Genomic DNA, 24,431 nt, shown 5'->3' with positions numbered 1-24,431 from the left:
TGATACGCCGCAGAACAGGGTTCGCAGACGGTTCGTTGTCACCAGATACGTATTCAGGAAAATCATAATGGCTATTGTAGAAGTCAAAGTTCCCCAGCTTTCGGAGTCGGTTTCGGAAGCCACCATGCTGCAGTGGAAGAAGAAACCCGGCGAGGCTGTCGCGCAAGACGAGATCCTCATCGAAATCGAGACCGACAAGGTCGTGCTGGAAGTGCCGGCCCCCTCGGCTGGCGTGCTCGCACAGGTCATCGCCAACGACGGCGATACCGTCACCGCGGATCAGGTGATCGCGAAGATCGACACGGAAGGCAAGGCTGGCGCCGCTGCCGTCGAAGCAGAAGTGAAGCCGGCTCCGCAAGCCGCACCGGCTCCCGCCGCAGCGCCCGCTCCGGCCGCTCAAGCTGCATCCGCAACGGGTGCAAACACCGCAGCATCGCCGGCCGCCGGCAAGCTGATGGCAGAGAAGGGTCTTGGCGCAGGCGACGTGTCGGGCACGGGCCGCGACGGCCGCATCACCAAGGGGGATGTCCTGACCGCTGGCGCTCCGGCTGCCAAGGCCGCCCCGGCACCGGCTCCGGCCGCTGCACCGAAGGCTGCCAAGCCGTCGCTGCCGGATGTGAAGGCTCCGGCCTCCGCCGAAGCATGGCTCAAGGATCGCCCGGAACAGCGCGTGCCGATGTCGCGTCTGCGTGCGCGTATCGCCGAGCGTCTGCTCGAGTCGCAGCAAACCAACGCCATCCTCACGACGTTCAACGAAGTGAACATGGCGCCGGTGATGGACCTGCGCAACAAGTACAAGGACCGCTTCGAGAAGGAACATGGCGTGAAGCTCGGCTTCATGTCGTTCTTCGTGAAGGCGGCGGTTCACGCGCTGAAGAAGTTCCCGCTGGTGAACGCGTCGATCGACGGTAACGACATCGTCTATCACGGCTACTTCGACATCGGTATCGCGGTCGGTTCGCCGCGCGGCCTGGTGGTGCCGATCCTGCGCAACGCAGATCAGCTGAGCCTCGCCGACATCGAAAAGAAGATTGCGGAATTCGGCCAGAAGGCGAAGGACGGCAAGCTGTCGATCGAAGAAATGACCGGTGGTACGTTCTCGATCTCGAACGGCGGTGTGTTCGGCTCGATGCTCTCGACGCCGATTATCAATCCGCCGCAGTCAGCAATTCTGGGCGTGCACGCCACCAAGGAACGCGCTGTGGTCGAAAACGGCCAGATCGTGATCCGCCCGATGAACTACCTGGCGCTGTCGTACGACCACCGCATCATCGACGGCCGCGAAGCAGTGCTGTCACTGGTCGCCATGAAGGATGCGCTGGAAGACCCGGCGCGCCTGCTGCTCGACCTGTAAGCAGCGCGACGGCCTGGGCGCCGGCTTGTGATCGCGCAAGCCGGCGCCATATAAGTAAAGCGCAAGCAGCACGTCTTTAGCATTCCGCAGTACTGGAACGCGCGCGCCTCGAAGCGTGGCAGCGCGTCGTCCCGTCATCAAAAGGATTGTCATGTCCAAAGAATTTGACGTCGTCGTGATCGGTGCCGGTCCCGGCGGCTATATCGCAGCTATCCGCGCTGCGCAGCTCGGCAAGAGCGTGGCCTGTATCGAGAAGTGGAAGAACCCGGCCGGCGCGCTGAAGCTCGGCGGCACGTGCCTGAACGTGGGTTGTATTCCGTCGAAGGCGCTGCTCGCGTCGTCGGAAGAGTTTGAAAACGCATCGCATCACCTCGCGGACCACGGTATCAGCGTGGAAAACGTCTCGGTCGATATCACGAAGATGCTGGCCCGCAAGGAAGGCATCGTCGAGAAGATGACCAAGGGCATCGAATTCCTGTTCCGCAAGAACAAGATCACCTGGCTGAAGGGCCATGGCAAGTTCACCGGCAAGACGGACGCTGGCGTGCAGATCGAAGTGAGCGGCGAAGGCGAGACGGAAACGGTCACGGCCAAGAACGTGATCATCGCTACGGGTTCGAAGGCGCGTCATCTGCCGAACATCCCGGTCGACAACAAGATCGTCGCCGACAATGAAGGCGCGTTGAGCTTCGACTCCGTGCCGAAGAAGCTGGCCGTAATCGGCGCCGGCGTGATCGGTCTGGAATTGGGTTCGGTGTGGCGTCGTCTGGGTTCTGACGTAACGGTGCTCGAAGCGCTGCCGGAATTCCTCGGCGCGGCTGACCAGGCACTCGCGAAGGAAGCGGCCAAGCAGTTCAAGAAGCAAGGTCTGGATATTCACGTGGGCGTGAAGGTCGGCGAAGTCACGACGACTGATAACAGCGTCACGCTGAACTACACGGACAAGGACGGCAACGCGCAGAAGCTGGAAGCGGACCGCCTGATCGTGTCGATCGGCCGCGTGCCGAACACCGACAACCTCGGTCTCGAAGCGATCGGCCTGAAGGCCAACGAACGTGGTTTCATCGACGTGGACGATCACTGCGCAACCGCAGTGCCGAACGTCTACGCGATCGGCGACGTGGTGCGTGGCCCGATGCTCGCGCACAAGGCTGAAGACGAAGGTGTGCTGGTGGCCGAGATTATCGACGGTCAGAAGCCGCATATCGACTACAACTGCATTCCGTGGGTGATCTACACCGAACCGGAAATCGCGTGGGTCGGCAAGACGGAACAGGCGCTGAAGGCGGAAGGCCGCGAGATCAAGACCGGCCAGTTCCCGTTCATGGCCAACGGCCGCGCGCTTGGCATCAACAAGGCGGATGGTTTCGTCAAGATGATCGCCGACGCGAAGACCGACGAACTGCTCGGCGTGCACATCATCTCGGCCAACGCATCGGACCTGATCGCGGAAGCCGTGGTGGCGATGGAATTCAAGGCGGCGTCGGAAGACATCGGCCGCATTTGCCATCCGCACCCGTCGTTGTCCGAAGTAATGCGCGAAGCGGCATTGGCCGTCGACAAGCGCGCGCTGAACATGTAATCACGCGCACGCCTGACTGATCGCAGCACCTTTGCATCACGACGAAGGCGGGCGGGTTCAATCCCTCCCGCCTTCTTTTTTGCAGCCAGAAAATGAACGTCACCGAATACTACGAAAAAGAACTGCAGACCCGGGGTTATCAATCGGACCCGGCGCAACGCGCGGCCGTGGACCGTCTGCAGCGGTGCTACGAAGAGTGGGTCGAGTACAAGTCACGCCGCTCGAACGCTTTCACGAAACTGCTGATTCACCCTGATCTGCCGCGCGGCGTCTATATGTGGGGCGGGGTGGGGCGCGGCAAGAGCTTCCTGATGGACAGCTTTTTTACGGTCGTGCCGGTGCAGCGCAAGACGCGTTTGCACTTTCACGAGTTCATGCGCGAAGTGCACCGTGAACTCGAGGAGCTGAAAGGCCAGGCCGATCCGCTCGACGAACTGGCGCGCCGCATCGGCAAGCGCTACCGCCTGATCTGTTTCGACGAATTCCACGTCTCCGACATCGCTGACGCGATGATCCTGTACCGTCTGCTCGACAAGCTGTTCGAGAACCGCGTGCAGTTCGTGATGACGTCCAACTACGACCCAGATCTGCTGTATCCGGACGGCTTGCATCGAGACCGCATGCTGCCCGCGATCGAACTGATTAAAGCCAAGCTCGATGTGATCAACGTCGACGCGGGCGTCGACTACCGGCAGCGTACCCTGGCCCAGGTCGAGGTGTATCACACGCCGCTAGGCGCGGCCTCGGACAAGGCGCTGCGCGACGCTTTCGCGCGTCTGGCCGCCGTGCCCGACGAAAGCCCGATTCTGCGCATCGAAAAGCGCGAGCTCAAAGCGTTGCGACGTGCAGATGGTGTGGTCTGGTTCGACTTTGCAACGCTCTGCGGCGGTCCGCGTTCACAGAACGACTATCTGGAACTGGCGAGCCGCTTTCACGCGGTAATCCTCTCGGGCGTACCGCAGATGAGCGCGCGCATGGCCTCGGAAGCGCGGCGCTTCACGTGGCTGATCGACGTGTTCTACGACCACAAGGTCAAGCTGCTGATGTCCGCCGCGGTAGCGCCCGAGCAGTTGTACACGGATGGCCCGATGGCTAACGAATTTGCCCGCACGGTCTCTCGTATCGTCGAGATGCAGTCGAAGGAATATCTCGATGCGCCGCGCCGGATTGTCGATACATCGCTGACCTGAGCGATACCTGAACACACCCCAGCGATTCTTAAGATTCGGCGCCGGTTCCTACAGACGCGCGCTGTATTTCCGATAGAGCGTGCTCTGCCGGCCGACTTCCCCGGCGGCCCCGAGTCGTATTTTCAAGATTCGGATTGGTCTTATATTCCGTCCAGAGGCGAGCGGATATCTTCTTAGTCATAGATTTTGACGAAGGAGAGATCCATGACACCCTACCGCGATATCAACGATGAAGAATGGCAACGTGTGACACCGTTGCTTCCCGAACTGCGCCCGCGCTCCGAACTGCGTGGCCGCCCGCTCGCCAACACGCGCTCCGTGCTGAATGGCGTGTTGTGGGTGATGTACAGCGGCGCCACCTGGTCCGCCATGCCGCGCAAATACCCGTCGTATCAAACGTGCCACCGCCGTTTTAAGGCCTGGCATGAATCAGGCGTCCTCAAGCGTGTGATGGACGAGTTGTTCGGCGAAGCGGCCGGTGAGTTGTGCAGCATGATGGAGACGCGGATGCGTATCCACGTGAGCCCCGAAGAAAAGGCTGCACGTGCCGAAGCGGTACCTATGGTGCCGGCACGCCCCGCGCTCTACGGTCAGGCAGGCTCTCAACCGGCGCTGCCTTCGGTATTCGGTATCGCAGGATCCTACAAGCGCGCTGCATGACGAGTCCAACCAATTGAATCTGCTTAATCAAAAAAACCGGCCGCACGAAAAGATCGTCGGCCGGTTTTTTCATTGGACTGCGAAGTTTGAGTGCATGGCGGTGTGGCGCGTTCGCTTGCCTCGCTTGCAGTGACCTGATAAGCCTTATTGCTGGCGAATCCAGGTTTGCGAGCGGCCCAGCAGCGACACGCCAATATATCCCCGCACCACCAGTTTCTGTCCACCGTCTTCCAGGTGCATCTTGCACTTGTAGACCTTGCCGTTTTCGGGGTCGAGAATCTGACCGCCGTCCCAGCCGTCATCAACTTTCTTCATGTCGTGGATGATCGTCATGCCGAGAATCAACTGGTCTTTGCGATCATCCGTGCACGCTGTGCAGCGGCGATCGGGCTGATCGTTCGGGCCGAGTCCCTTGATGACTTTGCCATCCAGCGCACCGTCGCTTTCCTGGGTGATCTGTACGAGCGCTTTAGGCTGGCCCGTGTGATCGTCGATGGTTTGCCACGTGCCGATCGGACTGTCGGCTTGCGCCATTGCGGTGACGGCGCTGGCGAGCAGCACGCCGGCGAGGGCTGCGTGTCTGGCGGTGCGCGTCACGATGGTGCGAGTGCGTTGGGTGAATAGCGTCATTGTCTTCCTCCTTGATAAAAGTCGGCGCGATCGTGGTCGCGCGGCGTTATTGACAGGGCAGGCGGCAAGATGCCTGCTGATTGCTTCGGTCCTGGTCAGCGCAGAATACGTGAAAGTGCGCCCGCCGTTTGATAGTGGACCCTCTAATTAAAACGGCGGCTCAGGCCCGCCAAGTGCACCCGCTAAACCCTGAATCGCCGCATCGCTCAATTCAGCGAATACGAGAACGTGGCGTTGATACGCGGGCTGCGCGACGGGCTTTCCACTGGAGCATCGCCGAGCGCCTTGCCCACCGAGAGGTCGAGCGTGTAGTACTTTGAATCGGAGATGCGGAAGCCGAACGAGACCGACGAGAGCTTCGACGGCGACGGCGTGCCCGAATGCAGATACACACGCGCCATGTCGAACGATATATACGGCGTGAACGACTGCAGATAGGTGAAGCCTGGCGTGAAGCCACGATTGATCTCGACCGATGCTCCCCAGCCTGAATCTCCCGATGCTTCACCCGGCTCGTAGCCTTGCGCGAAATGCTGCGCGCCAAACGAGATCTGTTCCGACGTGGGCAGCGAGTCGGGACTGTACTGGCTTGTCATCGCCACCGCCGTACCGATCTTGAGCGGCCATTCATTGGTTTGCGAGAAGCTCGCGCCGAAGCGCGTAAAGGTCAGCGACACGGGATTGGTTTCCACCAGCCCCGGTATGTTCGAGTCACCAGCCTTCGAGGCGCCCAGGATGTTGAACGCCTGCCCGACATTGACGCTCGCCTTGCGCACCTGGCCTGTCGCCACGCTTGTGTAGTCGGCCTGCAACTGCAGTACGCGGATTTGCGAGCGCAGCCCGATCTGCGCGCCGTTGATCGTGTTGTGATAGTCGTCTTCGTCGTGCGACGCGTACGTCGATACGGTGCCCATCAAGCTCTGACTGTTGCTCAGCAGCAGCGGATAGGAGAGCGAGCCGCCGATCTTGTCGTTGATCACGGTGCGCTGCACGTAGCCGGGCAGGCCGGGATTGTCCGTCGGATTGCCGCGGTAATGCGTTGCATCGATCTTCCCCGTCAGGCCGTCGCTGCCGATCGGCACCGCAAGATGAGCGGCGAGGTAAGTCACATTGTTGGGGCCTTTGGGCAGCAGCGCCGAGACGCTCAATTGCTCGCCAAGCGAGGTCAGGCCGTTCTCGGTCGCAGTCAGCAGCCCCTGTACGCCGGGTTGAGTGGTGGCGATGCCGGTACTGACGTTGACCGGGTGGTGCTCGACTTTCAGCTCGAGCGTGGTGGCGCCGTCGGTATTCTGCGGGGCCGGTACGTTGGCGGCGACCTTGATGCCCGGCAGCAGGCCCAGCACATTGATGTAGCGCTCGAACGTGGCGTGCCGCAAAGGCCGGTCGGCGCGGATGTGTTCCGCGATCGCGCGGATCTTGTCTTCCTCGTTGCCAGGATTGCCGGTGATCTTCACCTCCGACACATAACCTTCCACGACCGTCACGCGCACCACGCCGTTTTCGAAAGTCTGCGCCGGCACGAAAGCGAACGACAACGCGTAGCCGCGCGCCTGATACAGCTTGGTGACGCCGTCGGCAACCTGGATCAGATCGCCGATGGTGATGTCCTTGCCGACGAGCGGAGTGAAGCGTTGCGCGACTTCGTCGAACGAAATCGATTTCACGCCTTCGACCTGAAACTTGGTGGGCGTCAGGCGGGTTGCGAGCAACGCCTGCAATTGCGGCGCCTGCTGTTGCACCTGCAACGTGACGTTGGGCCCTTTGTCGGGCGCGTTGATTTGCGGTATCGACTCCATCGGATTACCCCCCACGGGGTTGCTGCCGACTGCCGGGCGTGATTGCGCCTGCACCGCGCTCGCGGCCATGACCGCGAGCAGGAGTGTCCATCTGCTGTACCCGAGTTTCATCGGATCTTCCCTCGTATGTCTTTCTTATTGAGCGAACCCACTGCCTGGCCTGGCTGATCGTGGACGCCTGTGTGTTGCTTCGCGCATACTGCCATGCCTGCGCGTGTTATGCCACGTGCTCCGTGCGATGCGGAGCACGTGACTCATGCGAACTGCCTGTACGAAGTGCTATTTCCATTGCATGGTGCGACCGCGAGAGGCGGGCGTGTCATCGGTGCTGCGGACTACTTATGTTGCGCGGGGAGCAATCCGCTCAGCAGCGAAGTAGTGCCGCCCGTCGAGCTGCTCGCAGCGCCTGTCGCCGAACCGAGTGCGCCGGTTACTGTTGTGAGCAGGCCCGTGACCGGCGCCAACAGCGAGCCGGCCGGCGTCGTGCTGGTAGCGCTGGTGGCGGTCCCCAGCACACCGGTGACTGCTCCGAGCGGGTTGGAGCTGCTCGTTGCGCCGCCCAGTGCCGATGTGACCGAATTCAGCGGCAGATTGCCGAGCAAGCCGGTGACCGATGCCAGCGGTGTGCCGGCAGTCGCGCCTGAGAGCGCGGATAGCGGCGTGTTGCCGAGCAGCGACGTCACCGAGCTGAGCGGACTCGTGCCGAGCCCGAGGCTGGTCAGCGTCGCGTTCAACGGTCCGAGCAGACCGTTGGCGGCGGCGCCGGTCGGCGGCCCATTCGCCACGACCACCGTGGTGCTGCCGACGAGGCTCGTGATCAGACCGGGAATCGGCGCTGCGCCATTCGGGCCATTCGGATTGACAAGACCACCCGCATTGGTGACGGTATTGCCGAGCGAGCCGACCAGGTTACCCACGTCGGTGCCAAGCGGATTCTGTGTCGTCGAGGCGACCTTCGAACCGGCCGTGCCGAGCGCACCGCCAACTTGCGCCAGCACGCCCGACACAGGCACGCCCAGACCGGTCGTCGTGCCTACAGTCTGCGTCAGGATGCCCGCGGTCTGCACGAGCGGTGTGATCGCGGTGCTGACCGGTTGCGTGATCTGTTGCACAGGTGCTGACGACAGCGTGTTGCCGAGCGTCGTGCCGCCTGCATTGAGCGCGTTGGCGACGGTGGTCAGTGTGCTGGCAAGTGGCGTCGTGACTGGCGCTAGCGGTGCGAGCGTGCCGGTACCGAGGCCGCCGACCGTCGTGCTCAAGCCCTGCACGACTCCGCTCGTCGAGGAGACCACCGACCCGAGTCCGGCAACCGTGGTGCCGACCGGATTCGCAATCGAGCTGGTCTGGCCGACGCCGGTGCTGACCGCGTTGGCAAGTGCCGTCAGCGGATTGCTCACGGCCGACACGGTGTTGCCCAGGCCCTGCGTCACCTGCGAGCTCACACCGGGAATCGACTGCGACGAGATCGTATTGCCGAGGTCGTTGACGGTTTTGGCTGCGGTCGTCACGGTCCCTGCAGTGCCGGTCGAACCGGTCGTGGTCGTCGTGCCGCCGCCCGTGCTGGTGCTGCCGCCACCCGAACCGGTGGTTGTCGTCGTGCCGCCTGCGCCGCTACCGCCACCGTTGCTGGAGGTTGGCGGGGCGGTGACGTCGCTGCCGCCGCAAGCGGCGAGCAGGCACGCGACCGCGACTGCGGTGAGCGGTACGCGCAGCATCGACAATCTCACGCGGGCCGCATCGGAAACAAAAAAACGTGCTGTGGACATGGGGTGCTCCTCGATCTCTTTAGGGTCCTGCTGGATGGTCTCCGCGCGCCTGTGCAACTATTTCCGAGCGGCGCCGCTCAGCTCAGTCGAAGCAGGTGTCCGCGCTTTTGCGACCACCTGCGTACCGGGTTATCGATTACTTCTTGGTCACGCCGCCGAGCAGGCTGCCGACGAGCGACGTCACAGGCGACAGCAGGTTGCCCGTCGTGCCACTGCCGGTCGTCGAGCTCAGGCCGCCGATCGGGCTGTTCGATGCGGTGGTGGTAACGCTCTTGGTCGTGCTGTTGGCCGCCGTAGTGGCGGTCGTGGTGGCGGTGGTGAGCGTGCTGGTGACAGTCGTCAGCAGACCCGTGACCGGCGCAAGCGGGCTGCTGCTGCCGCCGGTCGCGCTGCTCAAGGAACCCGTGAGGCTCGAGACGAGCGTCGTGACCGGTGCGAGCGGGTTGCTGCCCGACGTGCCGCCTGCGGCGCCGGTGATGTTGCCAAGCAGGCCGGTGATGGGGGCGAGCGGACCGCTGCCGGTGGTGCCACCTGCGGTTGAACCCAGACCGCCGAGCAAGCCCGTCAACGGAGCGAGCGGACCGCTGCCGGTCGTGCCGCCGGCGGCTGAACCCAGCCCACCGAGCAAACCGGTGAGCGGTGCCAGCGGATTCGTGGTGCCACCCGTCAATAGACCGCCTACCGAAGAGACCGTAGTGCCGGTGCTGGTCACGACGTTGCCGAGGCCCGTGGTGATCGGGTTGCCGCCGGTCGCGGCGAGCAGCGTGCCGGCCTTGCCGAGTCCGCCGCCGATCGTCGACAGCAGGCCATTGAGCGGCGCGCCGAGACCGGTTGCCGTGCCGACCGTTTGGGTTGTGGACGCAACCATCGTGGTGATCGGTGTGATTGCCGTGCTGAGCGTTTGCGTGACCTGCTCGACCGGACCCGTCGAGAGCGCCGTTGTCAGCGTGCTGCCGCCGTTGGTGACAGCGCCGCCAAGGGTATCGATCACACCGCCGAGCGGTGACGTAACGGCTGCGAGCGGAGCGAGCGGGCCGCTGCCCAGGCTCGTCACGAGATTGCCGGTGCTAGTGACCGCACCGCCGACATTGCCTACCACACCGCCCAGGCTCGATACGGTGGTGCCAACCGCGTTGCCGCCGGTGCCGAGTTGACCAAGCCCATTGGTGACACCGTTGCCGAGTGTCGAGACGGCTGCACCCACGTTCTCGACGATGCCGCCGGCCGATTGCGTCGTCGACGAGCTGACGCCCGGGAGCGATTGCGAACCGATCACCGAGCCGATGCCCGAGACCGTGGAGCCCACGCTGCTGACGACGTTGCCCGCGTTGCCGGCCACCGTCCCGAGTGCGTTCGCCTGTGCGGTCGTGGTGCTCGAGCCACTGCCCGTACCGGTCGTTCCTGTTCCCGTGCTGGCCGACCCCGAACCGCCGGCTGCGCCTGTGTCCGAACCTGAACCGTTTGCCCCTGTTGAACCGCTGCCGCTGGTCGTCGACAGTGTGCCCCCGGCACTGCCGCTACCGCTGCTCCCCGTCCCCGTACTCAAGGTTCCCGAGCCCCCGCAGGCGCTCAGTGACAGCATGGCTGCCACCGTTGCCGCGATTAATGTTGCCCGTACCGTGATGTTGTTCGTTTGAATGTTCATGTCGCCCTCGGATCGCATGTGTTGTTGGGTAGTGCTGCGTGCCTACCTCTGCAACAGCCGTGCCATTTCAATTGCACAATGCGTGGGGGATTTTGTTTTAATCGCTGCGAGCAAGGCGCAGCGCGGGCTTGCTTGTGGTTGATGGAGTGTTTGTCGAATCGAAATGACGCGGGATGCGCGCTTTAGTAAATCGGTTTCGGAACTCGCGTAACGTAACGATCCGGATTCGACGTTACGGTGGGATGCGTAACGTGAGAGCAGTGACGTTGCTTGAAACGACCTGTTCAAACAGATATTTAGTGCAGCGAATCTAACCTATGGTTAGTCCTATGTGCTGCAACGCACGAAGTGCCGTTAATCTAGATGGACACCCGGCTTAAAACAAAATAGTACCAAGCGCGCAACGGACAATTGCTTTAATACGATTGGTACGCTATAAAAGCCAGGAGCATCGAAGTTTGACGAGGGAGGTGCGATATCGAACAGACGGCCAAACGAAACCTGATCCTTTGAAGCCGGCTGCGATGAAAATGGTGTGGCAGTGCAAAAGACCCGGTGTCGATGAACGAGAGAATCATCGGCCACGGCACTGACCGGACCTTCATCACGTGCAGCGTGAATACAAACGAAATACTGAAGTTCCGAGGGCGGAAATGAAAAAGTTCACAACGAAATTCCTGAGAGAAAACAACGGGGTTACGGCGATTGAGTATGCACTCATCGCCTCTTTGATCGCAGTTGCCCTTGCAGGCACTCTGACCACCTTTGAGGGGACGCTGGCAGGCGTGTTCGTCAAGATAGGTGCTGCTCTGTAGTTCGGAAGTTTTGACGGTGGCAGTTCTTGTAGGCGCAACCTCTGTAGGTATCGGCCCGCGTGGCCGCTGATTTCACGCGTCTTAAGAACAGAGCCGGATGCGGGTTGCGAAAGCAGCCCGCATCGGTTTGTTTCGCCCGTCGAGTCCGATATGAATACGCTCAGTCATTGGTTATTCGTTGTGTGGGCCTCGGTCGTTGCTATATGCGATTGCCGTAGTCGACGCGTCTCGAATGCACTTGTCGTTGCCGGACTGGCAGCGGCGTTGGCGTGCGCCTCATTAAGGCACGGTCCATTCGGCATTACCCTTTCTCAAGCCTCGCTGGGTGCACTCGTCGGCCTATGTGCGCTGATGCCGTTCTTCGCGCTCGGTGTGATGGGCGCGGCCGACGTGAAGGTCTTCGCCGTGCTCGGCGCCTGGTGCGGAATGCATGCGCTGCCTGGACTGTGGATTGCCGCGAGCCTCATAGCAGGCTGTCATGCAGTCTGGTTGCTAGTCTCGACCCGCACTCGGCTCGCCGCGATAGGCCGCTCGGGTGAGCCGACTTTCGAGTTGGGCGGTAAACGCGCTACGCCGTATGCAGCCTGCCTGACGGTGCCGGCGATGGCCTGGATGGGCTTGCAGGTGTTCGCTGTGGGTGTCAAATGAAAAGGATTACTTATAAATCGGCTTCGTACCTCGCTGCGCGATCGGCACCGCTGCGTCCACGCCGTCAACGCGGCACCGCAGCAGTGGAATTCGCAATGATTTTCCCGCTGTTCTTCGTGATTCTTTACGGCATCGTCACTTTCAGCCTGATTTTCGTTGCGCAACAGAACCTGACATTGGCCGCGGAAGAGGGCGCGCGTGCCGCGCTGAACTACCAGACGGCGACCAGTACCGGCAACGCGCTGGCGGCGCGTACGGCCGCGGCGTGCACCGCGGCGAGCAATATGGTTGCGTCATTGATCAGCACGGCAACGTGTGTGTCGACCTGGGCGACGTGTAGTTACGACGCAACGATGGATTGCGTCAACGTGACGCTCACCTACAACTACGCGAGCAGTCCACTGGTGCCGAACCTGCCGCTGACAGGCTTTGTGTTGCCTGCTTCATTGGTAAGCAGTGCGATGGTGCAACTCAACCCGGAAAACATACTGTGATGTACGCGCTTGCTCTTTTCTTTCCGGCGTCGTCTCGGCTGCCTGAGCTGCGCTCAGGCGGGTTCGAACCCGAACAATCAGGCAGCTCCTCATGCCGAATCTGACTCGAATCCTGGCAGGTGTCCTGATTGCGCTCGCACTGCTGCTCGGCATTTTTGCGTGGACCCTGTCACGCCGGCCTGTATCGCATCCGGTTGCGCAGACCGCACAAGCGACGTTCCCAGTCGTGGTGGCTACGCGTGTGCTGCCCGCTGGCAAGCCAATCACCGTCGATGCGTTGCGCGTCCAGTCGCTGCCGATCAATCCGAATGGAGCGTTCGTCGATCCGTCGATGCTGGCCGGACGTGTGCCGACGTCGGATATCGGTCCTGAGTCGCCGGTACTCGAAGCTCAGCTGTCGTCGGGACTTGCCGAGCGGATCGACCCGGGGCAGCGCGCGGTAGCGGTGCGCGTCGATGAAAGCAACGCAGTTGGCAACCGCCTGCGACCAGGCAATTTCGTCGACGTGTTCTTCACGCTGAAACGTGACAGCAATGCGGGTAACGGCAATGGTAGTGGTGCTGAAATCGACCGGAGCCAGGCACGACTCCTGATGTCGAAGGTGCGTGTGCTCGCATTCGGCAACGCGACGCCGGGAGCCGACAACCCGGGTGACGCGAACGGCATGGTGCGCACCGCAGTACTTGCGGTACCGGTCGCCGATATCGACAAACTTTCGCTGGCCGAAACCTCCGGACGTCTCATCTTCGCACTACGCAATCCGAAGGATGACGAAGTAGTCGATCCGAATGCTTTTGCGTCGCCCACAGGCGTGGTGAAAATCTCCGCCAATGCGCCAGCCGGGGATGCGACACAGGATTCCACGCGCGCTGCAGCGGGCGTGGCGCTCGATGAATTGTCCGGCGCTGGGGGCAACGTAGCAGCGCAACCACAAGCTGCGCCGCACATTGCCCGCCCGGTTACGCGGGTCGCCGCCGCGCCAGTCGACAATATTGAGGTCATTCGGGGTGGGCGTGCCGAAACGGTCGCCCGATAAAGGTTTCAGGGAGCGGGCGGCCAGTCGCGTCCATAAGAATATGAAAAAACGGATTTTTGCAGGTGGGATCGCGGCGTGGCTCTGCGCGGCGTCGCTTGTCATATCGCCGGCTGGTCATGCGGAGAACGGCGCGCGGACAGTCGATATCACAGTGGGCTCGCAGCAGTCGCTGGCGCTTGGCCACAGTTTGCAGAGGATCGCGATCGGCGACCCTAGCGTGGCGGATGTGCTGATCATCAAAGGCGACAAGCGCGGGGGCGTGCTGCTGATCGGCAAGTCTCCAGGCACCACCAACGTAATGTTGTGGGAGCGCAACCAGGACGCGCCAATGACCTATACGGTCAACGTGAGCACGACGGCCTCGGGCGCACTGTTGGGGCCCGGCTCGCCGAACGTGAAGACGTCGGGCGATACGGCGGTGATTTCCGGCTCGGCTGCGTCGATGGAACAACATCAGCGCGCGGTTGCGGTCGCTGAAGCCGAAGCGCGCGCTCGTGCTGCGTCTCTTGGCAGTGGCCTGAACGGCGGGGCCGACGCGGGCGCGGGAGGTAAGGGCGGCAGCTACGGCAGGAGCGGTGGATCTGCTGCCGGCGCAGCGGGCGGAGGTGGTGCGAACGTGGTAGACGCTTCGACGGTAGCGACACGCTCGGTCGTGCAGGTCGATGTACGGGTGGTCGAATTCAGCCGTTCTGTGCTCAAGGAGATCGGTCTGAACATCCTGAAGCAGAACAACGGCTTCACGTTTGGCTCGTTTGCTCCGTCGTCGCTGACATCGGCAACGTTCGGCTCGTCACCTTCGTTTAACTCGACCACGCCGATCTCATCGGCCTTCAATCTGGTGTTCAACTCGGTCACGCACGGTATCGGCGCCGACCTGAGCCTGATGGAGAGCAACAACCTTGCGCGCGTGCTTGCGGAGCCGACGCTCGTCGCCTTGTCAGGCCAGAGCGCGAGCTTTCTTGCGGGCGGCGAGATTCCCGTTCCGGTGCCGCAAGGACTTGGGACCGTGTCGATCGAATACAAGCCGTATGGCGTCGGCCTGACGTTGACGCCGACTGTCCTGAGCCCGGACCGGATCGCATTGAAGGTGGCCCCGGAAGCGAGTGCGCTGGACTTTACGAACGCGATCACGATCGACAGCGTCTCGGTGCCGGCCATCACGACGCGGCGCGCGGATACCACGGTGGAACTGGGGGACGGTGAGAGCTTTGTGATCGGTGGCCTGATCGATCGCCAGACGGTCTCGAATGTGTCGAAAGTGCCGTTGCTCGGCGATCTGCCGATCATCGGCGCGTTCTTCAAGAACATGAGCTACTCGCAGAACGACGAGGAACTGGTAATCATCGTGACCCCGCATCTGGTCTCGCCGATCGCGAAAGGAGCAGCACTCCCATCGACGCCTGGCGAGCTGTCGGAGCAGCGCGACGGGCCGGTCTGGCGTGCGTTGCTCGGCGGTGTGGCGTCGCCGGACGCGGCGCCGGGGTTCTCGAAGTGAACGTGGTTCGAAGCGTCGCGCGGTGCGTGCCGTGCGATGTGACGAACCGGAAGGACGGGCAGGGCGGTACATCGTTGCCGTTCAACCGTGGCAGTGCGCAGTACGAATCGGCCGCTGTCTGGCCGATGCCGTAAAAGGATGTCCAACATGAACGCGAGAACGCATTCATTGACTGAACGGGTGATCACCGATTATTTCGTGTTCGCATCGCTGGCCGACGAGCACGTCCAATGGTTGACCGATACCCTCGTGGCGGCGGGTGCGGTCGAACGGGTGTCGCTCGACCCGTCGATGCTCACGCAACGCATCGCGACGCTCAATCCGTCGGTGGTTTTTGTCGATTTTTCGGGCGGCCGCGCTGCCGCCGCAAGCGCCGCGACCAGTGCGGCGCGGGCGGCCTATCCGGGGCTGCAGATTGTCGCCGTGGGCTCGCTTGGCGAACCTGAGGGTGCGCTCGCTGCGCTGCGCGTGGGCGTGCGCGATTTCATCGATCTGTCGGCACCCGCGGAAGACGCGTTGCGCATTACGCGCCAGGTGCTCGACAACCTGGTCGAGCCGGTCAGCCGGCATGGCCATGTGACGGTCCTGCTCGGCGCGCGAGTTGGCATGGGCGTCAGCACGCTCGCAGCCAACCTCTCGGCCTTGTTGCACCGGCGCGACGCCGCGCAGGGGCGGCAGACCGCGTTATTCGACCTCGGCCTGCCAGCCGGCGACGGCTCGCTCCTGCTCAACACGCGCAGCGAATTCAATTTCGTCGATGCCGTGCGCAATCTGCGCCGCTTCGATCAGACCTTCGTCCACACGGCGCTATCGCATCATCCGAGCGGTCTTGCACTCACGTCGCTGCCGCCGAACCTGGCCGACATGCGCGAAGTGTCGTACTCGAGCTCAATCAGTCTTCTGAACCGCCTGCGCGCGTTCTTCGACCAGCAGATCATCGATCTGGGCGGCTTCACCAACAGCGAGTTCATCGCACACGTCGTGCAGGCCGCGGATGAAACCTGGCTGCTCTGCGATCAAGGCGTGGCGTCGATCGTCTCGGCGGTCGGTGTACTCGACGCGTTGCGCGAAGAAGGCGTGGACGTCAGTCAGGTGCACCTGCTTGTCAACAAGTTCGATCCGGATCTCGGCCTCTCGGCTACGCAGATCGCACAACGTCTCGACATCCCCTTGCTCGGTACCTTGCCGGAGCGCCGCGTGGCGCTCGGGCAGTCGGTCAATCAGGGACATCTGCTAGTCGACGCATCCGCCCGCGACCCGTATGTGCGCGCGCTCGAACCGCTCGTCGAGCGGCTCGGCGGTGAGGCGAAAGCGGCAGCGCAGGCACGTGGCAAGTCGGCACTCGGTGCGCTCAAGCGCTTCATTCCAACCTCAAACAAGCGGTCATAGACGATGGCTAAAGACATCGAATTTGCCGACGACGCGCCTTCATTTGCGCATAGCCAGCAGTTCCAGGACATCAAGAACGCGGCGCACGAACATCTGCTTACGCGTATCGAGGAACTCGGCGCGGAGTTCGGCCGTTGGTCGCGCAATGCGATCAACCAGTTCGTCGATCTGGAAATGGACAGCTTCGTACGGCTGCGCCGGATTCCGATCAACGAGAGCGAGGTGCGGCTGATTGCCGAAGCGCTGACCAAGGAACTCGCGGGCTTCGGCCCGATCGAGGACCTGCTCAACGACGCAGCGGTCGAAGACATCCTGATCAACGGCTACAACGACGTGTATGTGTCGCGCCACGGCATTCTAACGAAAATCCCGGTGCGCTTTGCCGACAACGCCCATCTGCTGCGCATCGTGCGGCGCATTCTTGCGCCGATCGGGCGGCGTCTCGACGAATCGAATCCGATGGTCGACGCGCGCCTGCCCAACGGCGGGCGCGTGAACGTCGTGATCGAACCGCTTTCGATCGACGGGCCGATCGTCTCGATCCGCAAATTCCGCAAGGACCCGCTGCGTCCCGACGATCTGCTCGGCAACGGCACATACAGTCCGGAAATCGGTGCGCTGCTCGAAGCGGCCGTGGCCGCGCGCTGCAATGTGCTGGTGTCGGGCGGCACGAGCTCGGGCAAGACTTCGCTGCTCAACGCGCTCGCCTTCCACATTCCCGAAGCCGAGCGCGTGGTGACGATCGAAGACACGGCAGAGCTCTCGCTGAACCATCCGCATGTGGTGCGGCTCGAAAGCCGCCCGGGAGGCTTCGATGGCGCCGGCGTGGTGTCGATTCGCGACCTGCTGCGTAACACCTTGCGGATGCGTCCGGACCGCATCATCGTCGGCGAAGTGCGCGGCGGCGAGGTGCTCGAAATGCTGCAGGCGATGAACACGGGCCACGACGGCTCGATGGGCACGGTGCACGCGAGCTCGCCTCGCGAGTGTCTGTACCGGCTCGAAATGCTGGCGGGTTTTGCGGGCTTTCAGGGCACTGAGTCGAGCCTGCGCCGGCAGATCGCCAATGCGATCGACTTTATCGTGCAGATCGGCCGCCTCTCGAACGGGCGTCGGCGGATTCTTTCGGTTACCGAAGTAACGGGTCTGTCCGACAACATCATCGCCACTCAGGAGCTGTATCGCTACGAGCCGATAACCGCTCAGGATGGCGAAGAGATCGATAACTGGACTTCGCTCGGCATCCATCCGCATTCGCCGAAGCTGGTGCGCTTCAGGCAGGCGCTGGGCGGCTCGCCTGAACCATCTGGCCGATTCAGCGGTTTTGGCGGCAGTGGCGGTGGTTTTGGCGGGGGCTTCAATGTCTAGCGCCACCATGCTCTTCGCGGCGATCGCGCTGTTATGCGCGGCCGGTGCGCTGCTGTTGTGGCAGCGTGGGGCACGACGCGATGAGCAGGTCAGCACCGAGCGCTTTATCGACAGCCGGATGGCGCCGACGTCGCCCGTGAATGTCCAGCGTCCGCGAGTGGCGTCCGTGCGCCACGCGTCGACGGTACATGGCGGCGTGATGCCGCATGCGCCCGAGGCAGGTTCAGGCACGCGCGAGCAACTGGCTTATCTGAAGGCGCGGCTACGCTTTCTCGTCGACAACGCAATGAACCGTGCGGGCATTTCGCATGCCCGCACGCCAGCCATCGTCATTGCCCTGATCTCGCTGTGGCTTTGTTTCTGGGCGGGCCGTGAGGGCGGTGCACTGGCCGCAGGCGTGACGCTGCTCGCGTGCCTGTGTTTCGTCTCGTTTCTCGTGTCGATGCGAACGCAAAAGCGCCGGATGAAAATCGTGCGGCAAGTGCCCTCGTTTCTGGACGGCATCGTGCGTCTCATCATCCTGGGCAATAGCGTACCGGCGGCGTTTCAGGGTGCGATGCAAACCACCGAAACGCCGTTGCGCGAATGCCTCGATCACGTTTCACGCATGTTGCGTACCGGCGTTGAAATTGACCGTGCACTTTCGCAGGCCGCGGCGCTGTATGGCGCGCGCGAACTCGATCTGGTCGGCGCCGTGTTGCGACTCTCGGTGAAATACGGTGGCCGGGCGGACGTGATGCTGGATCGCATGGCCTCGTTCATGCGCGATCTTGAGCAGGCCGAACGCGAACTGGCGGCGATGTCTGCCGAAACGCGCCTGTCAGCCTGGATTCTCGCGCTGCTGCCGGTCGGAATCGCTGGCTTTCTGATCCTGACCAACCCCCATTATTTTGGCGCGATGTGGTTCGACCCGAGCGGACGCCAGTTGGTATACCTGGCGTTCGGGCTGCAGCTGATCGGCGGCTATTTGCTCTACCGCATGACGCGGTTGCAGAGGGCGTGATGCGAGCTAATCTTGTCGCCGCACTTGCGCTGGCCCTATGCGCCTTTGCACTGCTATTGATCGCGGGGCTAATCCTGGCGAGGCTCGCGGCCGCGCGGCGCAGTCAGCGGAACCTGGCGCACGCGCTCGATCAGCGAGCGCAGCAAAGTGCCGCGCTCGCCGCCGCGGGCACCGCAGCGCGCTCTGGTGATGCGTTATCGAATACGGCCGGCAAGGCATCGACGGCGACTCGCCCCACTGGATTGAAAGCCCTTTTGGAGCAGTTTGCGCATACCGGTATCCGATGGCTCGATACGCCATTCGGACGTCAGCTGGTCGCCGACGAAGACCGGCGCATGCTCGAGCAATGCGGCTTTGTCGATACGCGTGCGCGTGGACTGTTCCTCATTGCACGGGTCGGCGGCGCGATCGTTTTGCCGCTTCTTTGCGGCACGCTGGCAAGCGGCCATCTCGACCGCCAGCGTTATGTGGCCGCCGTGGTCTGCGCGTTGATCGTCGGTTTCATGGTGCCAAAGCTCTTTATTCAGCGACGCGCGTCCGCTCGCCGGCGTAGTGTGATAGACGAGCTGCCGATGCTGGTCGACCTGCTGCGTCTGCTTCAAGGGGTCGGCTTGTCGATCGATCAAAGTCTGCAGGTGATGGTTGGCGATTTCCGCGGAGTGCTGCCGGTGCTGTCGAGCGAACTGGAAATCGCCCAGCGCCAGTTCGCGACGGGCCGTACGCGTGAACAATCGCTGCAACGACTTGCTTCGAGCTACGGCAATGAGGATTTACGCGCGATCGTACGCCTGCTGATACAGGTCGATCGTCACGGCGGCGCGGTACAGGAACCCCTGAAGCAGTTCGGCGAACGCTTGCGAGAGACCCGTCGCGCGATGTTGCGCGAACGGATCGGACGTCTCGCAGTGAAGATGACTGGCGTGATGATCGTGACGCTGTTGCCGGCGCTCCTGATTGTGACCGCTGGCCCGGGCGTGCTCGCGGTCACGCATTCGCTCAAGTCGATGCAACGGTAGGGAATGACCATGACTCACGATTTGACATCAAAGCGCTTTGTCGACACGGCCCGTGCGGCGCCGCATGGAGATGTTTCTCGAACCGGGGACAACGGGCGCAATGTACACAGCCGGCAGTTCGGGCGTTGGGCCCGGCACACTGCCTGTCTGCTCACGCTTGCCTTGCTCAGCGCTTGCGCGTCGAAGCTGTCTGGTTACGGGGTCGGGCCGCAAGCAGAACGCCAGGCCGATATCGACCAGGCGACTCGCGATCCCGCACCTGACGCGGCGAGCACGTACCTCAATCTGATCGAACGCATGCAGACACAAGGGCTTTACTACGCCTCGCTCGCGCACATCGACGCGTTCGAAAAGCAGTATGGCGTGAAGCCGGAGACGACCTTGATGCGCGCCGACGCGCTACGCATGACCGAGCAACCTCAGGCAGCGGCGGACGCTTACACCAAACTGCTGCAGACGCCGCTTGCCGCGCGCGGCTACCGCGGGCTTGGATTGATCGCTGGCGCGTCGGGAGACTTTGGCCGCGCCGCGCAACAGTTGCAGGAAGCGGTCCGGCTCGCGCCGACCGATGCCCCGACACTCTCGGATCTCGGTTACGCAAGGCTGCGCGAGGGGGATGTCAACGGCGCTCGTGTACCGCTGATGAAAGCGGCGGAACTCGATCACGCCAATCCGAAAATCGTCAGCAACGTCGTGCTGTTTTTGCTGGCGGATGGCAACGACACGCAGGCTGCAGCCTTGATGGACCAGGAGAAGTTCTCACCGGATGTGCGCATGGCGATTCGCCGTGAGGCGGCGAAGGTGGCAACGGCGGCACGGGCGCAAGAAAGCGCGGTGCAAGCGCAGCAGATGGCGCGGGCTGCGCCAGTTGCGGGTGCGCAGGGCATCGAGCCCGCGCCGCGCTTGCTGCAGCGGTTCTCACAATAACAGGTGGCAGAAGGGGAGCAAACATGACAAACAAGGGCAAACGAGCAGGCAGGCCACGCACGACGAGTTTCGCGCTGACGGCGGCGTTGGCCATAGTCGCGCTGGCGGCGGCCGGCGGTACAGATTTCGTCTGTGCACAAAGCGATGCGCCACAGCAATCCCCGCGAGCTAGCGAAATCGATCATTCGACCAACGAGTGGCTCGCGCTTCAGCGTAGCAATACAGCGGCTGCACCCGTACGTCCAATGCTCGGGGCGGAAGCTAACCTTGCCTACAAGCGGTATCTCGAGTCGTTCAATTCGAAGATTCCCGATTTCTTCGGTTCCTCAGTCAGTCAGGCGGGCGCAGGCGGTTCACAGGGCGGCACGCTGCCGCAGAACTGATATGTCGGCCTCCGAACCATCTCTCCGTTTCGTCCGGCGTGTGCGCTTTGCGCACCGGCGCCGCGCGGGCTATGCGTCGATGCGGCGCCAACGCGGCGTGACAATGCTGGTGGCCGCGCTTTGCCTCGGCTTGGTGGTGGTAGCGGCGGGAGCGATCGATATCGGCAACCTCTACTTTGCGCGGCGGGAGATGCAGCGGACCGCGGATATGGCGGCGACGGCTGGTGCGCAGACCGTCAGCAACGGTGGGGCATGTGCCTCGGCCACCACTTCGGCGCAGAACAATGCGGTGAAGGGCAACAATTTGTCGACGAGTGCCACCGTGACTGTAGTGTGCGGCCGCTGGGATCCGTCGGCCAATGCCGGTCAATCCTATTTTTCGACCTCCGGTTCGCCGATGAATGCGGTGCAGGTCACGGTCAGCGAGAACGTGCCGTACTTTTTCCTGGGACCGGCGCGCAACGTCCAGGCCGTCAGCACGGCGGAAGCGACCAACATTCGTTCGTTTTCGATCACCTCCGCCGTGGCGACCCTCTCGGGTGGACTCGTGAATGGCCTGTTGAACAGCCTGCTCGGCACTAACCTGAATCTGAGCGTGGCGTCTTATCAGGGACTGGCTACTACTCAGATCAAGCTGGGTGACCTGGCTGCGGCGATCGGTGTCGGTTCGATGACTCAATTGCTCAACACCAACATATCGCTTCCGAACCTGGTCTCAGCGATGGTCACGGCCGCGAGCAAGAGCACGTTGGTGGGCGCGACGGCTATTACCGATCTGGGTACGATTCAGGCTGCCATTCCGGGCGGACTGCAAGTCGCGCTCGGCAACACGCCAGGCACCAACGGTTTGTTAGCCGTAGCGCTCGACGATCCGCAAGCGGCGGTCAGCGCTACCGTGAATGCGCTCGACGTATTGATGGCGGCCGCCGAGATTGCCCACGGCAACTCGGCCATCAACCTCAACACCGCGCTTAATCTAGGTCCGTTAGCGAACATTTCGGCGCAGGCGAAGATCATCCAGCCACCGGTCATTGCAGTGGGCGAAGCCGGGACGTATGCGAACGGCACCCCACGCGCGAGTGCGCGTTCGGCGGAAGTGCAGGTCTATCTGAACGTCAACCTGCTGAATTTGAGCTTAGGCTTGACCTTTCTGGGACTGCCGGATCTCGTTAGCGTGAGTGCCTTGAACCTGCCGATTTACATCGAGGCGGGGTATGGAACCGCCACTTTGACAAATACGATGTGTACTACTCAACAGGCCACGAGCCAAAGCACCATTGTCGCGAACACTGGCATCGCGGGTCTATGCATCGGCGGGGACGCGCTGAATAACTTCACGAATACGACCACTGCGATGCAGTGCAACCAGCCGGCGACGATCACGTCCGTGAACGCGCTGGGGATGTCAGCTGTCACCGTATCGGTTGGATCGTCCTCGCCGGCATCGGGCCTGAATCTCACCTTGCAGCCGGCACAGACCACGCTCACCTTCAATGGCGTGCCGAACAGCAGCACCGCATATCAGTCCACTAATACCAACGCGGTCGGCTCGGCCGCTGCCGGCTTGCTGACTCAACTTGCAGCGCAGATGGCCACTTCGATTCATGCAACGCTGCTTGGGGGCGACGTCAGCGCGGCGGCAGCGCCTTTGCTTAGTGCACTTGTCTCCGTGCTCAATCCGATCCTGACCTCGCTCGACGCGCTCCTCGTCCCCTTATTGCAACTGCTGGGTGTCCAGATCGGCGTAAGCACGGTCCACGACCTCGGACTCGCCTGCGGCCAGGCCCAACTGGTTTACTGATTCTTCGCCAATGAGAACCACCGCCAAAATCGACGAACTCGATATCTACGTCTGGGAAGGCAAGGCCGACATCGTCGACCGGGTCGCACGCTGCATGGCGAGCTTCGATGTCGAAGTGATCCGCGCCGACGATATCGCGATCTCCCCCGAACGCACTGCACTGCGCCCGTCGCTCGCCATCATCAGCGTGTCGGTGATCGACAGCGGCGCGCTGATCCTGCGCGACTGGCAAGCCGCCCATGGCATGCCGGTGGTGTGGGTCGGCGCGGCGCCGCGCGATCACGATCCCGCGATGTACCCGTCCGAGTATTCGCACATCCTGCCGCTCGACTTCACTTGCGCCGAATTGCGCGGCATGGTCACCAAGCTCGTGCTGCAATTGCGCGCCCATACCGCGCAGACGCTCGAGTCGAGCGCGCTGGTCGCCAACTCGGAATGCATGCAGGCCTTGCTGCACGAAGTCGACACGTTCGCCGACTGCGACACCAGTGTGCTCGTGCATGGCGAGACCGGCGTCGGCAAGGAGCGCATCGCGCAGCTTCTGCACGAAAAGCATCGCCGCTACGGACAGGGCCCGTTCGTGCCGGTGAACTGTGGCGCGATTCCTGATGGTCTCTTCGAATCGCTTTTCTTCGGACATTCGAAAGGCTCGTTTACCGGCGCGGTGGTGGCCCACAAAGGCTACTTCGAGCAGGCCGACGGCGGCACCCTGTTTCTCGACGAAATCGGCGACCTGCCGCTCTATCAACAGGTCAAGCTGCTGCGCGTGCTCGAGGACAGCGCGGTCACGCGAATCGGTTCGGCTACGCCCATCAAGCTTGACTTCCGGCTCGTCGCCGCCACCAACAAGCACCTGCCGCAGCTCGTCAAGGACGGCACCTTCCGCGCCGATCTTTACTACCGGCTTGCGGTGATCGAACTGAAAATCCCCTCGCTCGAAGAGCGCGGGGCGGTCGACAAGATCGCGATCTTCAAGGCGTTTATCGCCTCGGTAGTGGGAGCCGAACGGCTCGCCACGCTGCCGGATATTCCTTACTGGCTGGCCGACGCAGTAGCCGATACTTATTTCCCCGGTAATGTGCGCGAACTGCGCAACCTCGCCGAGCGGATCGGTGTGACCGTGCGCCAGATCGGCGCGTGGGATGCGGCCAGGCTGCATCGGCTGCTGGCGCTTGCGCGCAGTAGCCAGCCGGTGCCGGCGGAGAGCGCGGCAGAGGTGCTGGTGGACCGCAGCAAATGGGACATGGCCGAACGCAACCGCGTGCTCGCGGCGCTTGAAGCAAACGGTTGGCGCAGGCAAGATACGGCCGGCACATTGGGGATCAGCCGCAAGGTGCTTTGGGAGAAAATGCGTAAGTATCAAATTTTCGACGAGGAGCCCGAAACCCGCGAAAGTGAGTAATAATGAGACAAGATGTAACAAAACAAAAACT

The 24,431-nt window shown here is 62.4% G+C and carries 21 protein-coding genes; 17 read left to right on the top strand and 4 right to left on the bottom strand.

Features of this window, described 5'->3' with window-relative positions; translation table 11 throughout:
• Positions 1-67: 67 nt before the first annotated feature.
• The 4 genes from odhB to P3T24_RS14775 all read left to right on the top strand — a co-directional run bounded on the left by odhB (position 68) and on the right by P3T24_RS14775 (position 4,786).
• Positions 68-1,354, top strand: coding sequence for a 2-oxoglutarate dehydrogenase complex dihydrolipoyllysine-residue succinyltransferase (gene odhB, locus P3T24_RS14790; protein WP_074264976.1), 1,287 nt, complete (start codon positions 68-70; stop codon positions 1,352-1,354).
• 151 nt (positions 1,355-1,505) lie between these two features.
• Positions 1,506-2,936 carry a dihydrolipoyl dehydrogenase gene (lpdA, locus tag P3T24_RS14785; RefSeq protein WP_074264975.1) on the top strand — a complete coding sequence of 477 codons (1,431 nt, stop codon included), beginning with the start codon at positions 1,506-1,508 and terminating at the stop codon, positions 2,934-2,936.
• A 92-nt stretch (positions 2,937-3,028) separates the two neighbouring features.
• Positions 3,029-4,126 carry a cell division protein ZapE gene (gene zapE, locus P3T24_RS14780; protein ID WP_074264974.1) on the top strand — a complete coding sequence of 366 codons (1,098 nt, stop codon included), beginning with the start codon at positions 3,029-3,031 and terminating at the stop codon, positions 4,124-4,126.
• A gap of 204 nt (positions 4,127-4,330) precedes the next feature.
• On the top strand, positions 4,331-4,786 hold the full coding sequence (locus P3T24_RS14775; RefSeq protein ID WP_074264973.1) for a transposase: 456 nt from the start codon (positions 4,331-4,333) through the stop codon (positions 4,784-4,786).
• A 144-nt stretch (positions 4,787-4,930) separates the two neighbouring features.
• Here P3T24_RS14775 and P3T24_RS14770 read toward each other — a convergent pair whose 3' ends face one another.
• The 4 genes from P3T24_RS14770 to P3T24_RS14755 all read right to left on the bottom strand — a co-directional run bounded on the left by P3T24_RS14770 (position 4,931) and on the right by P3T24_RS14755 (position 10,623).
• A complete protein-coding gene (locus P3T24_RS14770) occupies positions 4,931-5,416 on the bottom strand; it encodes a DUF2147 domain-containing protein (RefSeq protein WP_074264972.1) in 486 nt (161 codons plus the stop codon).
• A gap of 206 nt (positions 5,417-5,622) precedes the next feature.
• A complete protein-coding gene (locus P3T24_RS14765) occupies positions 5,623-7,323 on the bottom strand; it encodes a ShlB/FhaC/HecB family hemolysin secretion/activation protein (RefSeq protein ID WP_429435598.1) in 1,701 nt (566 codons plus the stop codon).
• A gap of 224 nt (positions 7,324-7,547) precedes the next feature.
• Complete coding sequence (locus P3T24_RS14760; protein WP_429435595.1) at positions 7,548-8,978, bottom strand: collagen-like triple helix repeat-containing protein; 1,431 nt, start codon at positions 8,976-8,978, stop codon at positions 7,548-7,550.
• Between the two features lie 136 nt (positions 8,979-9,114).
• Positions 9,115-10,623 carry a collagen-like triple helix repeat-containing protein gene (locus tag P3T24_RS14755; RefSeq protein ID WP_429435593.1) on the bottom strand — a complete coding sequence of 503 codons (1,509 nt, stop codon included), beginning with the start codon at positions 10,621-10,623 and terminating at the stop codon, positions 9,115-9,117.
• A gap of 653 nt (positions 10,624-11,276) precedes the next feature.
• Here P3T24_RS14755 and P3T24_RS14750 point away from each other — a divergent pair.
• The 13 genes from P3T24_RS14750 (at position 11,277) to P3T24_RS14690 (ending at position 24,400) form a co-directional block, all read left to right on the top strand.
• Positions 11,277-11,438: a Flp family type IVb pilin gene (locus P3T24_RS14750; RefSeq protein WP_429407480.1), complete on the top strand. Its 162-nt coding sequence runs from the start codon at positions 11,277-11,279 to the stop codon at positions 11,436-11,438.
• 150 nt (positions 11,439-11,588) lie between these two features.
• Positions 11,589-12,086: an A24 family peptidase gene (locus P3T24_RS14745; RefSeq protein WP_429435591.1), complete on the top strand. Its 498-nt coding sequence runs from the start codon at positions 11,589-11,591 to the stop codon at positions 12,084-12,086.
• Entirely contained in the window at positions 12,083-12,580 is a 498-nt protein-coding gene (locus tag P3T24_RS14740; RefSeq protein WP_429407476.1) for a TadE/TadG family type IV pilus assembly protein, read from the top strand. Before P3T24_RS14745 ends, P3T24_RS14740 begins: the two co-directional genes overlap by 4 nt.
• Positions 12,581-12,671: 91 nt before the next feature.
• On the top strand, positions 12,672-13,616 hold the full coding sequence (gene cpaB / locus P3T24_RS14735) for a Flp pilus assembly protein CpaB (RefSeq protein ID WP_429435588.1): 945 nt from the start codon (positions 12,672-12,674) through the stop codon (positions 13,614-13,616).
• A gap of 40 nt (positions 13,617-13,656) precedes the next feature.
• On the top strand, positions 13,657-15,111 hold the full coding sequence (locus P3T24_RS14730; protein WP_429435585.1) for a type II and III secretion system protein family protein: 1,455 nt from the start codon (positions 13,657-13,659) through the stop codon (positions 15,109-15,111).
• Positions 15,112-15,258: 147 nt separating this feature from the next.
• Positions 15,259-16,500 carry a fimbrial protein gene (locus P3T24_RS14725; RefSeq protein WP_429407471.1) on the top strand — a complete coding sequence of 414 codons (1,242 nt, stop codon included), beginning with the start codon at positions 15,259-15,261 and terminating at the stop codon, positions 16,498-16,500.
• A gap of 3 nt (positions 16,501-16,503) precedes the next feature.
• On the top strand, positions 16,504-17,868 hold the full coding sequence (locus P3T24_RS14720; protein WP_074264962.1) for a CpaF family protein: 1,365 nt from the start codon (positions 16,504-16,506) through the stop codon (positions 17,866-17,868).
• The gene (locus P3T24_RS14715; RefSeq protein WP_429435583.1) at positions 17,861-18,871 is read left to right on the top strand and encodes a type II secretion system F family protein; all 1,011 of its coding nucleotides are present in this window, start codon (positions 17,861-17,863) and stop codon (positions 18,869-18,871) included. Before P3T24_RS14720 ends, P3T24_RS14715 begins: the two co-directional genes overlap by 8 nt.
• Positions 18,871-19,887, top strand: a complete 1,017-nt coding sequence (locus tag P3T24_RS14710) for a type II secretion system F family protein (RefSeq protein WP_429435580.1) — start codon at positions 18,871-18,873, stop codon at positions 19,885-19,887. The genes P3T24_RS14715 and P3T24_RS14710 overlap by 1 nt, the downstream gene beginning before the upstream one ends.
• 9 nt (positions 19,888-19,896) lie before the next feature.
• Positions 19,897-20,814: a tetratricopeptide repeat protein gene (locus tag P3T24_RS14705; protein WP_429435577.1), complete on the top strand. Its 918-nt coding sequence runs from the start codon at positions 19,897-19,899 to the stop codon at positions 20,812-20,814.
• Positions 20,815-20,837: 23 nt separating this feature from the next.
• Entirely contained in the window at positions 20,838-21,197 is a 360-nt protein-coding gene (locus P3T24_RS14700) for a DUF3613 domain-containing protein (protein ID WP_429435575.1), read from the top strand.
• 1 nt (position 21,198) lies between these two features.
• Entirely contained in the window at positions 21,199-22,998 is a 1,800-nt protein-coding gene (locus P3T24_RS14695; protein WP_429435573.1) for a TadG family pilus assembly protein, read from the top strand.
• 10 nt (positions 22,999-23,008) lie between these two features.
• Positions 23,009-24,400, top strand: a complete 1,392-nt coding sequence (locus tag P3T24_RS14690; protein ID WP_074264958.1) for a sigma 54-interacting transcriptional regulator — start codon at positions 23,009-23,011, stop codon at positions 24,398-24,400.
• The last annotated feature ends 31 nt before the right edge of the window (positions 24,401-24,431 follow it).

The sequence above is a fragment of the Paraburkholderia sp. GAS33 genome, from assembly GCF_050436645.1.
Lineage (GTDB): Bacteria > Pseudomonadota > Gammaproteobacteria > Burkholderiales > Burkholderiaceae > Paraburkholderia > Paraburkholderia phenazinium_B.
Note: the sequence above shows the minus strand (reverse complement) of the source record. Positions and strands in the feature narration are given on the sequence as shown.